Here is a 14,528-nt window from a genome sequence, read left to right as displayed (position 1 = left end):
AATACTCTTTACTTTACTCATGGTACTATCTTGCCAGACCTTTAGCCAAGTGCAAGAGTTTACATTGAATAATGGATTAAAAATATTGGTTAAAGAAGATCACCGGGCGCCTATTGCTGTATCCATGATTTGGTATAACGTAGGCTCCGCTGATGAACCAGGCGGGATTACCGGCGTATCTCATGCGATGGAACATATGATGTTTAAAGGTACTGAAAAATTCCCTTTAGGTGTCTTTTCCAAAACCATAGCGGCAATTGGCGGTCAAGCTAACGCATTTACTAATAATGATTATACCGCTTTTTTTGAAAAAACAGCTGCATCAAAACTTGCTACCAGTTTTGAACTGGAAGCAGATCGCATGAATCATTTGCTTCTTGATGCCAATGAGTTTGCCAAAGAAATTAAAGTAATCCAGGAAGAACGACGGCTTCGAACTGAAGATAATCCACAAGCACTTGCCTTTGAGCGTTTTCTGGCAACAGCACATCTAAGCGCCCCATATCATCATCCTGTTATTGGCTGGATGAGCGATCTGAAACACATGTCCGTTGAAGACTTAAGGGAATGGTATAAAAAATATTATGCTCCTAATAATGCGACCTTGGTTGTTGTGGGAGATGTTAACCCAGAACAGGTTCGCACTTTGGCAGAAAATTATTTCGGTGCTTTGCCAAAACACCCTATTCCTACAAGAAGATTGCAAAAAGAGCCGCCTGCGTTAGGTCAAAAGATTGTGCATATCCAGGCGTCAGCAAAATTACCTTTATTGATGATGGGTTATACCGTTCCTAGTGCAAACACGAGTAAAAAAGAGTATGAGCCTTATGCCTTGGAAATTATCGCCGGAATTTTAGATGCAGGTGAAAGCGCTCGTTTTTCTAAAAATCTGATTCGCAGCAAACATATTGCTACGGATGCAAATACCTATTATAACCCTTATACAAGATTTCAAACCCAATTTATTGTGTATGGATCTCCGAGCCAAAACCATACAATAAATGATTTACAAAGTGGGCTTCTTAATGAAATCGATGATTTGAAAAAAAATCAGGTTACTGAGCAAGAATTGCAACGAATTAAACATCAAATCATTGCTCAGAAAACCTTTGAGAAAGATTCAATTTTCGGACAAGCCTCAGAATTAGGTTTGTTAGAAACAATTGGGCTTGGTTGGCAAAAAGCGGATGAGTATACTGCAGCAATCAATGCCGTTACGCCACAACAAGTTCTGCAAACTGCCCAACGTTATTTTCAGGAAAATAATATGACGACAGCAATATTAGAACCTCAACCACAAAGGGCTGCACCATGAGAATTTTTAGCGCATGTATTCTAACATTACTGATTGGGCTGTCGCATACAACGACAGCAAGTACCTTCAAAACAGAAAAATGGCTCACCAAAAATGGCGTTCAAGTCGTTTTTTATCCCGCAATGGAAGTGCCTATGCTCGATGTCAGTTTGGCTTTCGCGGCAGGCTCAGCATATGATGGAGATCAATATGGCCTAAGTGCATTGACCAGTCGTTTGATGAACCAAGGAAATGCGGGACGAGACGCAACAGCAATAGCCGAATCACTCGCGGATGTTGGCGCTCAATATAAGGCTGAGATTAACCGGGATATGGTTATATTTAACCTAAGAACTTTAGCCACCCAAGATGCATTGGCCAAAGCCAGTTTTACCTTTGCACAAATCATTAACCATCCAGACTTTCTTGATTATGAGTTTTCAAGAGAGAAAAAACAACAGATGATGGCCATTGAACAGCGGCAGGAATCGCCTGAAGACGTCGCCAATCTCAATTTTTTTCAAGCCTTATATAAGCAACATCCCTATGCTCATCCTGTTAATGGAACAAGCGAGACCGTCAAGGCAATTAATATGAGCCAGGTGATTGCGTTTAATAAACGCTATTATGTGGCCAAAAACGCGATTTTAGTTATGGTAGGTGCAATTAATAGTGAGACAGCACATCAACTTGCTGAGCAACTTACTCAAGAACTTCCAGAGGGACAGCCAGCCCCTCCTATTCCCAAAGCCATTCAGTTAACTCAAGCAGAAACAATAAATATTCCATTTCCGTCCTCACAAACTGTGATACGGCTCGGTCAACTCGGTATTGATCATCATGACTCAAATTACTTCCCGCTGATTGTAGGGAATTATATTTTAGGAGGAGGGGCTTTAGTTTCTCGACTCGCTATAGAAGTTAGAGAAAAACAAGGTTTGACTTATGGTGTAGACAGCCAGCTTGTTCCTATGTCCGGGAAAGGACCTTTCCTCATCAGTTTGTCAACAAAAAATAAACAAACAAAAGATGCGTTAGATATTATTCAAAACGAGTTACGCACTTACATTGATAAAGGTCCAACTGATGAGGAGATGAATGCGGCGAAACAATACCTTACAGGAAGTTTCCCACTTTCGTTATCAGGTAATCGCAGTATTGCAAATATCTTATTGCGAATGACATTTTATCATCTGCCTGAAGATTTTCTTGACACCTATCTTGCTCGCATCAATACAGTAAGCCGCGAACAAGTGAAACAAGCATTCAAACAACAAGTTAATCCCGACAAATTATTACTGGTCACTGTAGGTAAATCGTGAAACAGATCGTCCGCATTATAGGTGGCTTATATCGTGGAAAAAAATTGCATTTTCCGGATGTAGAAGGTTTACGCCCCACCCCAGATCGCGTGCGCGAGACTTTATTTAACTGGCTCATGCATGACATCAGAGAAGCACGCTGCCTGGATGCTTTTGCAGGCAGCGGCGCTTTAGGCCTGGAGGCATTTTCAAGAGGAGCCGCGCACGTTGTGTTTCTTGAGCAATCACCTAAAGCTTGTGCCCATTTACAAAAAATAATCGCTTCATTTAACAGCCCAAAACTTAAACTCCTACAAACAGACGCGCTACAGTACCTTCAGCACAAACAGGAAGAGTTTGATATTATATTTCTGGACCCTCCTTTTGCACAAAATTATCTCCCTCAATGTATTTCGAATATAACACACAGCACTATTCTCAAACCTGGGGGACTTGTTTATTTAGAATCACCGATTGCAACGCAATTGGATGAAAAGTATTGGCGGCAAATAAAACAAAAACACGCAGGGCAAGTTGTATATTCCTTATTTGAAAAATTAAGTTGACCTTTTATATTGTAGCCTAAGTGGAACCCGGGATTGATTGCATAGCTTCCTGGGCTCTGCCTCGCTGCACCTGGATCTTCTGCACATCACTGAAAAACTAGTCCGGACCTATTCCGACGTCCTGCGGCTTTGTCCGCAGGATCCAGAAGATCTACCTAAAAAGATGAGACCTCGCGGACAAATCTGCGGGGCGTAGGCAGAGAGGTGATCAAGAGACAATTCGCTGCACCCAAGCTAATTACTCTCCCAAATTATTTCTGTTTAAATTCATACAATTCATCTTCTATAGGCTTGACAAGCAGCCTAGCTCCTGTTTCAATCAAACGAATATTCTCAGACATTAAAGAACATTGAATGAACAACAAGCTTCTCATGCTATTTATTGCCTCAGTCCTGCTTGTAGGTTGTAAACATGGAGTACTTTTTAAAAAATCACCAGTAAACAATCCTAGTGATGATGCTACAATTAAATTAGCAGAAGCAGCAGTATCTGTAAGCGATTCTATGCATGAAATGGCACGAGTCGAAAAAGTAATTTTACCACCCCCTGTAGATAACACACTCACGATACCTAATTCGTATAACTTACAAGCCAGAGCAAGTGTGGATTGGTCCGGTCCTATTGAAGAATTAACCGCTCGTATTGCCAAATCAGCTCACTTCAGGCTTCGTATTTTAGGAAAAGCACCGTCAATTCCGGTTTTAATTAGTCTTAACATTAAAGATGAAAGTTTAGCTGAAATCCTGCGTGATATTGATTACCAAGCTGGTAAAAAAGCCTATATTCACGTTTACCCTAACAGTCAGGTTGTAGAATTACGCTATGCCAAAATTTATTCGTAGCTTAATAGTTGTTGTATTGTCTGCTTTACTGCTTGCATGTCACTCATCAAAATATATGGGTGATACGAACTCATTGGCAGGGCTACAGGCTATGGCCAATGTGAATATAAAGGATAGAAATAAAAGGCAAAGAGGTAAAATTCGTCAAATTGCTTTGAAAGAAACTGCTTTAAGTCTCGGTGCTCAAGCAGGCCTGGCAAATCGAGCAAAAATTATTGATGAGCATCTTATAAGACAATCGCGCAGACTCGATGCCATTTATGATTTTAATTCTTTGATTCTAGAACATAACATTTTGCCCCCAGTGCTCTTGGAAGGTAGAAATACCCTCAATCTTGCTGATGCACAAACTATTCGTATTTCTGATCGTACTTATAAAGTTGCGAAACAGGCTCATTTTGTAACCACTCCTCCAACTTGGCGGCAATACTTATGGCTGGATTATGTACAACCGGAATATCCTCACTATACTCTGTTACCTAAAACCAAGGTAGAGAAAAAAATATGGTGCATTTATGTAGCAAAAGGCTGGAAAAATGGTATTGATCAAGCAAATACCATTCTGGAGGAAAACATAGCCCGAATTAAAGAAGATTTTGGCGGAATGATTCTTTATCGAAAATTATTAGCCATGAATATGATTTCTCCTCCTTATGTCTCTCATACAGACTTAGGCGTAACAGGTGACTCCTCAGAGATTCATATTGATGATAGAGTATTAAGAATTACTGCGTTACCCGCTCTGAATGTGAATAGTGAACAATGGCGGGCAGCGGTATCCAAGGATGAGAATGCTTTGGAACGGTTCAAAAACATGGAAAAATTGGCAAATCGTTCTAAAATTATAATAACAGATAAATCCTGGCAGCCTACAATTGCTCCAGTTAACGATAACAACAGAATTCGCCAATAGGAAGTATGAATAACAATTCTCATTTATGTTTAATGCCCGATGAGCCAACACGTTTTACTCCGCTTTTTATGGATAAAATGTTGGAGCATACTGAACGTTTAAATGCTTCTGACATTACCATCCAAACAGGCGAACCTATTTATGCAGAGGTCTATGGAAAACTATTACGGATTACCAACCGCCGCTTGTCTAATACAGAACTCGGTGATTTAATTAATGCGATATACGGACCTAACGCTACAACTCAGCTTCTTTCAGGTAAAGACATCGATACCCACTATGAATTCCGTCCTAACCGCGGTGTTAGATATCGCTATCGGGTCAATGGAACAGCATGCCTTGTAGAAGGGCATGATGCAATTCAGATTACTCTGAGAACGATTCCTACAACCCCTCCTAGACTCGAAACCATGAATTTACCTGATAATGTCCTTGAAGCAGTGGCACCTCAGGAAGGAATCGTCTTTATTACGGGTGCAACAGGTTCAGGTAAATCAACGTTACTGGCCTCAATTATTCGCGACTTAATCGAAACAGAGGATTCAAACCGTAAAGTATTGACCTATGAATCTCCTATTGAATTTGTTTATGATGAAATTGAAACAATATCCGCAGTAGTTAGCCAATCAGAAATTCCTCGCCACTTACCGAGTTTTGCTGATGGGGTGAGAAATGCCTTACGCCGCAAACCTCGTTTAATCATGGTAGGTGAGTGTAGGGATGCAGAAACAATTAGTGCTGCATTGGAAGCAGCGCTTACTGGGCACCCAGTGTATACAACCTTGCATACCTCAGGTGTGGCTGAAACCATGCGCCGTCTTGTAACCTCATTCTCTGGTGAAGAGCGCTTAGGAAGAACTATTGATATTTTAGAGACAATCAGATTGTGTATTTGGCAAAAACTTGTACCTACTGTAGATGAAAAAAGGGTAGCATTGAGAGAGTATTTAGTTTTTGATGAAGAGGTTCGAGATATTTTACTTGAAAGCGATCCTAATGATGTCACCTCTGCCACACGTAAATTAGTGCGACAAAAGGGCCAACTGATGACTTGGGATGCAAAAGCAAAGTTTGAACAAGGTATTATCAGCGAGCGGGTATACAAATTAATTATTGCTGGGGCCAAAGAATACCAGCAATAAACTCAAAATGTTTTTCGATCTGCTTTCCTTTGCGAAAATCGCATCCAATTTATATATATATCTTCTGTTCTTTATCGGTTCAGCGTTATTTTAGCTATAATTTTAAAAGAAGGTATGTTTTTTGTTGCCTCTTGGAAATTATATGAACGATTCTATAGTACTTTTAGATGCCTCATTGAGAGACGGGGGACACCGAACTAATTTCAATTTTGAAGACGCTCAATTAGAAAAAATTCTTGTATCTCTAGATAACTCAGGCATTGAATATATTGAAATTGGCTATCGCAATGGAACTTTAACACCTACCCAGGTCGGGAGAGCTGGATGGTGTGCCAAAGATTACCTACTTCTTTGTCGCTCTTTGATTCAAAAAGCAAAAATGGTAGTTATGGTTTTTCCAAATAATCTTACTCAAAACGATCTCATTGAATTAAAAAAATGCGGTGTCGATTTATTAAGACTATGCGTTGCTAAAAACGAACTTGCATCTGCCTTACCTAAAATAAAAATGGTAAAAAATGCAAACATGAATGTTTCAGTTAATTTCATGAATATCTCTTACTATACAGAAAATGAACTTGATGATTCAATCAAAACGATAAGCGAGTATGAGCCTGATATCATTTATTTCGCTGATTCAAATGGCAGTTTACTCCCTACGCGTGTCAAAGAAATTTATGAAAAATACATTAATAATTATCCTTTCCCATTTGGATTTCATGCCCATGATAATCTCGGCCTGGCACAAGCTAATGCCTTGGCAGCAATGAGCTCGGGAGTTCGCTTTATTGATGCATCTCTTGCTGGTATGGGCAAAGGTACTGGTAATTTAAAAACAGAGTTTTTTGTTGCCTATTTACATTCAATTCAATTAAAAAAATACAATTTGGATAGCGTTCTCGAGGCAGCAAATTTCGTTCGGAGCTCGTTAAAGATAGGTCAAGAGCCAATTGAAATGTCAGAATTTATCCGTGGAATTTCTGATCGTTCAATAGTAAATCATCAATCCAAAGAGTAACACAATAAATCGTAACATGCTGAGGACTACTTTGTTATTTTATCGATAGACTTTAAAGGCTGGGCTTAATAGACCCTAGCCGTTAAGCTGAGCGGATATTGTCATTCCAACACAGGCTCCATATTTGAAGTGCAACAGTTGTTGAGTCAAATGAAACACTAAATACTAAGTTGCCCATTCATTTAGGGCGAACTCATATTGATCGATTCTTCAGCAACTACAGATTTCAAAGTATCAGAAAATTTACTGCTGGGTTTATCTATATATGCTTTAGCTAAAGCTTTTAGGTCTGGATCCTCAGGGTTTTTCTCTAAAGCTTTTTCCAGCTGTTGGACTTTTTTACTTCTCATATCATCAGTAAACTCTTTGTAGCGTTGTTTTACTTCGTCTTTTGTTTGTTGATTCACATTCTCAAAACCGCCTTTGCGATTTGCTTCTTGGCACAGAAGGACTCCATGAATATTTGCGCGTGTATTTGCTACAGTACAATTATCATATTTTTGTCGTTTTTGCTCAATGTGATATATGGGCTCTTTTCCTTTAGTCACCTGATGAACTTGCTCCATGACTTGCGCATGTGAATGCCCCTGATCATGGCCGCTCATTACATTGTTTAGAAAATCGGGGGTAATATCCTTCTTGTCTACCTCATAGATTTGAGTTCCATGCTTTCCTCCAGATCCTTCCCCGCGGTTAGTAAATACCAAGTACGCCTTATCCGGGTTTCCTTCGACGGGCACAAAAGATAACCCCATGGCGTGTCCGTTGCAATTAATAGGGACACTGGTTACCTTTCCCGCTTGTATTCGTTCACACAGAGCATTCCCAGCTTCAGGACTGCCTTCAGGGGTACTATAGTCATACTTTGCCGCTTTATTTGCAAAAGCGAAGGCATCTGAAATTTGTTTGAAATCCCCCTTCTCTGGCTCCTTACTACGACTTTGACTGTAATCCTTTACCGTATCAGTCATCAATTGATATGTAGGTCCTACATGCGCGCGTTGAGAAGGAGTACCATCTACACTTATTATATTGATGCCAAGTACGAGGCCAAATTCTTTGACTGTATGCAATTTCTCGGGAGATGATGGACTATAACCTTCAGGAGGAGAAATTATTTGCTGCTGCAGTGCCTGTTGTCCCCGCTTACTATGTATTGCGATATCATATTCTTCTCGTGCCAGGGCGTCATACTCTGCCCCAGAATCGAGTAAAATCCTTGCCATAGAGAAATCTTGCTCTTGCAGCGCTTGAACTAATGGTGTCTGCCCTCGTGCATTTTTTGTACTATTTAGCGCAGTAGGAAGATCTTGATAACCGCAATCCCTAGCAAGATCGGTTAATTGAGCTTGTGGGTCAACCTGTGACTTTAAAATTGAATCGCGCATATTTTGCAAAAAAAGAAACAATTCTTGTATAAATCGTTCCTCATCCATTTTTGCTTTTTGCAAAACTTTAAGTTTGTCTTCAGCGGCTTGTGATTGGTTTGTTATTGTGCTTTTAGGAGCAGATAATTCAGGCATAATATGAATCGATCAAATGTTTATTTTAACTACAATTATACAACAATTTAGTATAATTTTCCTGTAAAAAAGATTGAGCATCAAAGTACTTTGTAGACAATGATGCTCTCTTCATAAATTACTTCCCTACAGAACCTAAAGGATTCCCCCCACCTTTCTTCTTACCCTTTCCCTTACCCTTAGAATCCCCCTCCTCCTTATCGCTGCTTGGTGTAGCATTACCTTCGGCAGAAACACTACCGCCACCACCACCTTTACCCAAAGCACCTTTAATCATGCCCACACCTTTAGCGCCATATCCGCCAAGAGTCTTATCAATTTGTCCTTGTGCAGTCTGTGTTTCTTTACCTGCTTCTTGAGTTTTACCCTTTACTTCCTCACCCCATTGTGACGTTTCTTGGCCTATGCTTTCAGGAGTACCGCCTATCCATCGTAACACTTTGTCCGGCAAATAAGAAATCAATGTAAATGCTTTTTGTATGATTACTAAATACAACGTAGTATAGGTCAATATAGAGAAGAAGAATGCATAAATTCCCGCCCAATCCGTATATCCGCCTGTACCAGAAGGTGAATCCGAACCACCATATGCCCAAACTCCACCAGCGAGTTTAGCACTATCTGTATTTTCCTGTTGGATAAATGCTATAGCCTGATCATATCCAGCATTTAAAACCCATACCCCCACATAGGATAATGCTATAGCAGCAATATAACCAATAATCATCATGGAAGGTCTGAGGAATACATTCACCAAGATCATGATCGCTGCTTCACCTTTACCAAAAGCCTCATGCCCTTCCGGATGCGTTACCCCTAATGCCACAATAGGCGCAGCAACCATTGCCTCGATTACCGAGATTAACCAACCCAAGGCGCCAAAAGTGAAAATCATATAGGGTAAGATTGGAATGTAATAAGCTGTAGTAAAACCTACGCTCACCATGACGCCTACCCATGCAATCACAAGCGGCATAGCCAAAGACATCATGGCAAAAATGAAGATACCAAATACGGGGATTAATGCGCTGGATACTGCCATATTCAACAAGAGCATCCATAAGTTACCGGCAAAATTGATGTACTCATTACCCATATTTGCCAAAGCAACTACAGGGTTTACCCCAGGCTGCGCGATAATTTGCAGACCCTGTTGAAAGATTGTCGCCATTCCTTGCAAAGGAATCATCAGGAATGCTAACACCACACTATTGATAATCTGGCCAAAGATATCAAGAAACAGGTTATATATGGTCACCAAGATAATATTATAAAATATATTGCCGAGTATTTGTCCCAGACAGATAGAGAAGAAAGGTTTGACTTCGCCGCAAGAGAAGTTTTGTCTTTCTAATCGATATAACGAGGTACTCACACTAAAATTAATTGAGTTAGCAAAAGTCAATGGCTTAACTCCTGGTTGACCAGGGGTTGACATCATGAGTGAATTGTTAAGAAAACCCCACACTGTAGATGAGGCTGCGCCACTTTGCACCTTTAGCTCTTTCGCCTGCTTTGGTGGATTCTTAGTATCTGATGTAATTAATGACTGTACTTGCAGTACCTGGGTATTATCTTGGCCAAACCATTTACATAATTGAGTAAAGTCTTTATTTTGATCGGTCATATTTCCTTTATCGCAGGTCATGGTTTTACCGTCGCTGCTAGGTACAAATGGGCTCGTTATTGCCGAAGGATCAAACTTACTTGTATCCAATCCAGTGTCTGAATCCGTTTGGCTCGCATTGTCAATTGTACCAGATGAGCCCTGAATCGCTACCAAGTTAAAGAAGTAAGCACCAGCCATAATCCATCCCTGGCTCGTAGCTTTATTGATAAAGTCAGTGGATTTCTCCATATCTTTTGCATTCTTGATTAGACGCGATAGATTAACTGTTGGCATCATAATCCCATTATAATCATTAATTGCGTTAGTTAACTCGTTACCATTAAACAATGTCCCCCCAACAGCAGATCCCGGCACAGGTCCCCAACTCATACATAAACTTCCCTCATTATCCTTACTGTTAGCAATGTCTTTATTATAAGTACTACAAATCGTTCCGTCTTGTTTATAAGGCACACCAAATTGTTGCGTCGCAACTGGAGTATAAGGTTTTGTCTCGGAATTACTCGTTGTTGACATTTGCGGATCATTACCCACTATGGTTCGAGCTACTGTAGACAAATCCATATACATTTGCTGGACGGCAATCGCTCGCGACATCTGGGTTGCGGCAATCTCTGCAGGAGTGAGCGTATTATTTCCGAGTGTCACATTATTTCCCGCGGTAGGATCCGTAGGCAGCAAACTTTTTCCCGATGAATCCGTAAAAGCTGATCCCTGTGAACTCGTAATGCTCTTCCAATGAATGGAACCACATATCCCGTTCAGAAAATAATAAGGTGAAGATGAATCCTCAAAATGAGGCATCTCAACAGTCCAGTCACTGTTCCCCGGGGCCTTACTCTGAACAGAAATTGCGTTTACAGTGCTAAGAAAATCAGGAACCGTATTTTGGCAAAACTTAGCTATTGGAGAGCTAGTATCCCCCGCTTTAGAGGCTTTATAACAATCTCCTGATTGTTTTTGCTGAGCATCAAGAAGGCTCTGACGGAGATTGGTCAATTGTGTCTGTAAGCCCAACATACATACTTGGCCGGAAAGTATATTAATCGCACCTTTTGTAATACCACCTATTCCCGAGTTATCATCGCCAGTCACAAGTGCTTGGGCTGGATTTATCTGTTGTGCTTGAATAATAACCCCGCCACGGTTCAAATAACTTAACGCGGCATCCCATACCTTATCTGCTGCCCCGACACCTTGAACCACAACCCACATGACAAAAATTTGCATCAAGCAATAGCCGGAAGCCTTGGGAATCAATAAAGCCAAACCTACTGTAGAGCGAATTGGAATCCAAATAGAAGACCACTTTTGTCCAAGCATTTGCCCTTCATGGGCAGTATTCATAGTAGATACCAGGAGGGTATACATAATAATAATACCCCCCAGCGCCAAAACTGCAGCATTAAATACGGCAAACATACTGCCCATGATTTGGCTGCCTGTCCCGCTTAAAACACCATCTACAACCCCGAATAAATTGCCAAGGAATACTACCGAATAATCACTAGCAGGAGGAGCAAAACTTAAAGAGCTGGAATTATCTGCTAAAACTAAACCAGGACATACAAGGAGAAGCAGAGTTACTATCAACTTATTCATTTCTTTTCTCCCAACAACCCCTGCCTATACCATTCATTAAAAGTACACCCGAGCTTACGGTTTTTAATTTGATAGTACCAAAAGTGGTAACGGAAGGCTAAAACCAGCGCAATCAACGTGACAATGAGGCTCACAAGAAACGCTTTTATTGAACCAAAAAAAAGCTGATATCCGGCATATCCCAAAATCAAAAGAGCAGCTAACACCATAATAATACTCAATCGAAATAAAGATTTTTGTTTTATAAGTAAACTTTCGTCGCTAAGATTAAATAACTGAACTGCTTCGTTGAAGGATTCACCTTCAACTTTTTTCTGTGGTACAAATAAACGTTTAAAACCATTTCCTAAATACATAGTAAATGCTTTCATCCGTTCCCAATCAAACCACCTACGAACATTAATAATTCTCGAAACTAATCTAACTATTCGCGACTGCTTTTTCATATTTTTTACTTCTTTCTTTTATCTTTCATAATATACTATAGTAGTAAGTAATGATTTCGTCCATCTGCTGAAATACAGTAAAGAAAGAGTAAAATATGCCTGATCTAAGCCACGAAGCGTCCGCCCAATACTGGTTTGAATATATTGATCCTATGATCTATAGAGTAATTACTTTTATGGAAAGTGTAGAAGATTGGACTCTGGATGGAAATCCTGAGTTTGAGCAAGCCATGGAGCAGTTAGGCAAAGAACTTGATGACATAGAAAAAATAGACATGAGCCTTTTAGCTGAAGAAGAAAAATTTATTCGCATTGTAGGAAATATCAAATCTGGCCGGGGACTTCGATTGCTGCAAGCAATCGATACAGTTCACCCTGGCAGTGCTTCACGTGTTTTAATTCATGCCGAGGAAACAAGCACTGGAAGCCATGATCCTGCTGGAGTTTTTCTCAAACGAAACATTGTATTTGAACGTTTAAGATTGTTGTCGCGAGTTTTTTGCCAGTATCGTCTAAAACTTGTTTTACGTGCACTTGAAGGGGAAGAATAAATGAAATTAGCATCTAAACTTATGTTGCTGAATGTGCTTTATTTTGCTGCATTTTCTGCTACAGCACAGGATTCAACAACCTCAACTGATCAGTATTATCAAAACCAAACATCAGAAAATACGAAAAAACTATTACAGTATTTTCAAAATTTTGGTCAATACTTGGGTTTTCAAGTACAGAAAGCTCCTACAGAAGACAATACAGATTTTACAGTGAGCTATAAACTCATTAATTTAACAACCTCTCAACTAGCACAAGCCTATCAGTTTTATACTTTATTAGGCTCGATTCCAGTGAATACTTTTAGTGGGCAAGGTCAACAATCTGGGGCAGGAACAACAAATACAGGAAATCCTTTTGCTCAGTTTCTGCCGACTGATAGTGCGAATACATCACAATATAATCCCAGTGCAACGGTCATTAATCCTCTGGCTAATCTTGCTTTTCCAAATTACGCGTCAACATCATCTACCGGAGTGAGTGTGACTCCGTTGATAGACCAACAAACTTTTCAACAGGACCCAGTAAGTCAAGCGGTATTAAATATTTTGGCAACCCCTGATTATACGTACTGCATGGATCCGACTAATAGTACCCCAACCTTTGTTTCTGGTTGCCAATTGATTTATAACACCTTGGTACCCTTGAACGTTGTAGGGGAAATTCCCTCGGCGACCACTTTTTTTGACCCTAAATACCTGCAACAATTTTTAAATCAACTTAATAGCAACGCTTTAACTGGTCCCTTAATGTATTCAACGCAAGACCTTGGAACCAATCAGCAACAACAAGGCGACATAGCAAAAAATGGACTAAACGCACAAAATCAAGAACAACTTGCAGCAAATTTTATTCGTTATGTTAGTGGTAGTATACTTCCTATAAGCTTACCGCAATGGAACGATTATGACTACTGGTATAAGCAAACCCTTGGTGGGAATCAACCTTCCAGTAAGCCATCAACAAAACAAATGCAAGCGCAGCAAACTCTTGCTAAATATCTTGCAAGCTTACGTACCTATGCAGCGCAAACCTCTGTAGGAATCAGCAACCTTTATTTTATCATGTCAAAAAGAATGCCGCAGACTAATCCATCAAGCGGGCAGACTGGAAGTAGTTCTGGCCCAACAAGTCAGGCCTTAACAGAGTTTAATATGGCAACTTGGAGATTGTATAATACTACAAGTTCTGGCGGTGCAAGTGCTACTGCCGCGGCGGCTAGCGGCACAGGTGGTACTGGCGAGCCTGGGAATACCCCATGGATTAACAGCCTTAATAATGCACCGCCTGCCACTGTAGAAAAAGAAATTGCTATATTACTTGCTGAGATTAATTACCAACTTTATTTAGATCGTCAAGTCCATGAACGCCTGCTTATGACAAATAGCCTCTTGTTATTACAAAGTGTTCGTACGGGCGCTCCTAATGCTGATGCGCTAAGCCCCGGAGCACAACCATCGCAATAGTCTTCGTTAAAATACGGGGTGAAAGAAATTCTTTCACCCCCCTATAAAACTCAAGGTTCAAACACATCACTTCATCATTAACATATTCCGTTAGGGTTGCCCACTTAAACCAAACTACAATTTTTTATAAAAAAGTCCTAACAAATTTTAAAAAATGGGGTTTATGATGTCACGCATAAAAGGCCTACTGATAACGGATAAGGCATCTTAAGTAATTTCGTTGAAATAATCA

Annotated in this window: 12 protein-coding genes; 9 read left to right on the top strand and 3 right to left on the bottom strand. The window is 40.2% G+C overall.

All coding sequences use genetic code 11. From position 1 onward, the window contains the following. The first annotated feature begins 19 nt into the window (after nucleotides 1–19). The 7 genes from A8O27_RS02480 (at nucleotide 20) to A8O27_RS02450 (ending at nucleotide 7,077) form a co-directional block, all read left to right on the top strand. Entirely contained in the window at nucleotides 20–1,315 is a 1,296-nt protein-coding gene (locus A8O27_RS02480; RefSeq protein ID WP_374930658.1) for a M16 family metallopeptidase, read from the top strand. After that, nucleotides 1,312–2,616, top strand: coding sequence for a M16 family metallopeptidase (locus tag A8O27_RS02475; RefSeq protein ID WP_058458009.1), 1,305 nt, complete (start codon nucleotides 1,312–1,314; stop codon nucleotides 2,614–2,616). The genes A8O27_RS02480 and A8O27_RS02475 overlap by 4 nt, the downstream gene beginning before the upstream one ends. Further along, a complete protein-coding gene (rsmD, locus tag A8O27_RS02470) occupies nucleotides 2,613–3,161 on the top strand; it encodes a 16S rRNA (guanine(966)-N(2))-methyltransferase RsmD (RefSeq protein ID WP_058458008.1) in 549 nt (182 codons plus the stop codon). Before A8O27_RS02475 ends, rsmD begins: the two co-directional genes overlap by 4 nt. Nucleotides 3,162–3,515: 354 nt before the next feature. After that, entirely contained in the window at nucleotides 3,516–4,004 is a 489-nt protein-coding gene (gene dotD, locus A8O27_RS02465) for a type IVB secretion system lipoprotein DotD (RefSeq protein WP_058458007.1), read from the top strand. Then, on the top strand, nucleotides 3,985–4,917 hold the full coding sequence (locus tag A8O27_RS02460) for a type IV secretion system DotC family protein (protein ID WP_058458006.1): 933 nt from the start codon (nucleotides 3,985–3,987) through the stop codon (nucleotides 4,915–4,917). The genes dotD and A8O27_RS02460 overlap by 20 nt, the downstream gene beginning before the upstream one ends. A gap of 32 nt (nucleotides 4,918–4,949) precedes the next feature. Then, nucleotides 4,950–6,059, top strand: a complete 1,110-nt coding sequence (gene dotB / locus A8O27_RS02455) for a Dot/Icm type IV secretion system ATPase DotB (RefSeq protein WP_374930657.1) — start codon at nucleotides 4,950–4,952, stop codon at nucleotides 6,057–6,059. 142 nt (nucleotides 6,060–6,201) lie between these two features. After that, the gene (locus tag A8O27_RS02450; protein WP_058458004.1) at nucleotides 6,202–7,077 is read left to right on the top strand and encodes a hydroxymethylglutaryl-CoA lyase-like TIM-barrel protein; all 876 of its coding nucleotides are present in this window, start codon (nucleotides 6,202–6,204) and stop codon (nucleotides 7,075–7,077) included. A gap of 182 nt (nucleotides 7,078–7,259) precedes the next feature. Here A8O27_RS02450 and ankD read toward each other — a convergent pair whose 3' ends face one another. The 3 genes from ankD to icmV all read right to left on the bottom strand — a co-directional run bounded on the left by ankD (nucleotide 7,260) and on the right by icmV (nucleotide 12,278). Then, nucleotides 7,260–8,600, bottom strand: coding sequence for a Dot/Icm T4SS effector AnkD/LegA15 (gene ankD / locus A8O27_RS02445; protein WP_058458003.1), 1,341 nt, complete (start codon nucleotides 8,598–8,600; stop codon nucleotides 7,260–7,262). A gap of 118 nt (nucleotides 8,601–8,718) precedes the next feature. Further along, entirely contained in the window at nucleotides 8,719–11,832 is a 3,114-nt protein-coding gene (gene dotA, locus A8O27_RS02440; RefSeq protein WP_058458002.1) for a type IVB secretion system protein DotA, read from the bottom strand. Beyond that, complete coding sequence (gene icmV / locus A8O27_RS02435) at nucleotides 11,829–12,278, bottom strand: type IVB secretion system protein IcmV (protein ID WP_058458001.1); 450 nt, start codon at nucleotides 12,276–12,278, stop codon at nucleotides 11,829–11,831. The genes dotA and icmV overlap by 4 nt, the downstream gene beginning before the upstream one ends. A gap of 95 nt (nucleotides 12,279–12,373) precedes the next feature. Here icmV and icmW point away from each other — a divergent pair, with 95 nt between their 5' ends. After that, entirely contained in the window at nucleotides 12,374–12,829 is a 456-nt protein-coding gene (icmW, locus tag A8O27_RS02430) for a type IVB secretion system protein IcmW (RefSeq protein ID WP_058458000.1), read from the top strand. Next, nucleotides 12,830–14,296, top strand: coding sequence for a type IVB secretion system protein IcmX (gene icmX / locus A8O27_RS02425; protein WP_058457999.1), 1,467 nt, complete (start codon nucleotides 12,830–12,832; stop codon nucleotides 14,294–14,296). The last annotated feature ends 232 nt before the right edge of the window (nucleotides 14,297–14,528 follow it).

Source organism: Legionella bozemanae (genome assembly GCF_001648595.1).
Classification (GTDB): domain Bacteria; phylum Pseudomonadota; class Gammaproteobacteria; order Legionellales; family Legionellaceae; genus Legionella; species Legionella bozemanae.
The sequence above is the reverse complement of the archived record's forward strand: the minus strand, read 5'-3'. Positions and strand labels throughout refer to the sequence as shown.

What these genes read in the sequence shown, in the direction of transcription:
- A8O27_RS02480 (WP_374930658.1), top strand. Translation starts at nt 20, where the DNA reads ATGGTACTATCTTGCCAGACCTTTAGCCAAGTGCAAGAGTTTACATTG.
- A8O27_RS02475 (WP_058458009.1), top strand. Translation starts at nt 1,312, where the DNA reads ATGAGAATTTTTAGCGCATGTATTCTAACATTACTGATTGGGCTGTCG.
- dotD (WP_058458007.1), top strand. Translation starts at nt 3,516, where the DNA reads ATGAACAACAAGCTTCTCATGCTATTTATTGCCTCAGTCCTGCTTGTA.
- A8O27_RS02460 (WP_058458006.1), top strand. Translation starts at nt 3,985, where the DNA reads ATGCCAAAATTTATTCGTAGCTTAATAGTTGTTGTATTGTCTGCTTTA.
- dotB (WP_374930657.1), top strand. Translation starts at nt 4,950, where the DNA reads ATGCCCGATGAGCCAACACGTTTTACTCCGCTTTTTATGGATAAAATG.
- A8O27_RS02450 (WP_058458004.1), top strand. Translation starts at nt 6,202, where the DNA reads ATGAACGATTCTATAGTACTTTTAGATGCCTCATTGAGAGACGGGGGA.
- ankD (WP_058458003.1), bottom strand. Translation starts at nt 8,600, where the DNA reads ATGCCTGAATTATCTGCTCCTAAAAGCACAATAACAAACCAATCACAA.
- dotA (WP_058458002.1), bottom strand. Translation starts at nt 11,832, where the DNA reads ATGAATAAGTTGATAGTAACTCTGCTTCTCCTTGTATGTCCTGGTTTA.
- icmV (WP_058458001.1), bottom strand. Translation starts at nt 12,278, where the DNA reads ATGAAAAAGCAGTCGCGAATAGTTAGATTAGTTTCGAGAATTATTAAT.
- icmW (WP_058458000.1), top strand. Translation starts at nt 12,374, where the DNA reads ATGCCTGATCTAAGCCACGAAGCGTCCGCCCAATACTGGTTTGAATAT.
- icmX (WP_058457999.1), top strand. Translation starts at nt 12,830, where the DNA reads ATGAAATTAGCATCTAAACTTATGTTGCTGAATGTGCTTTATTTTGCT.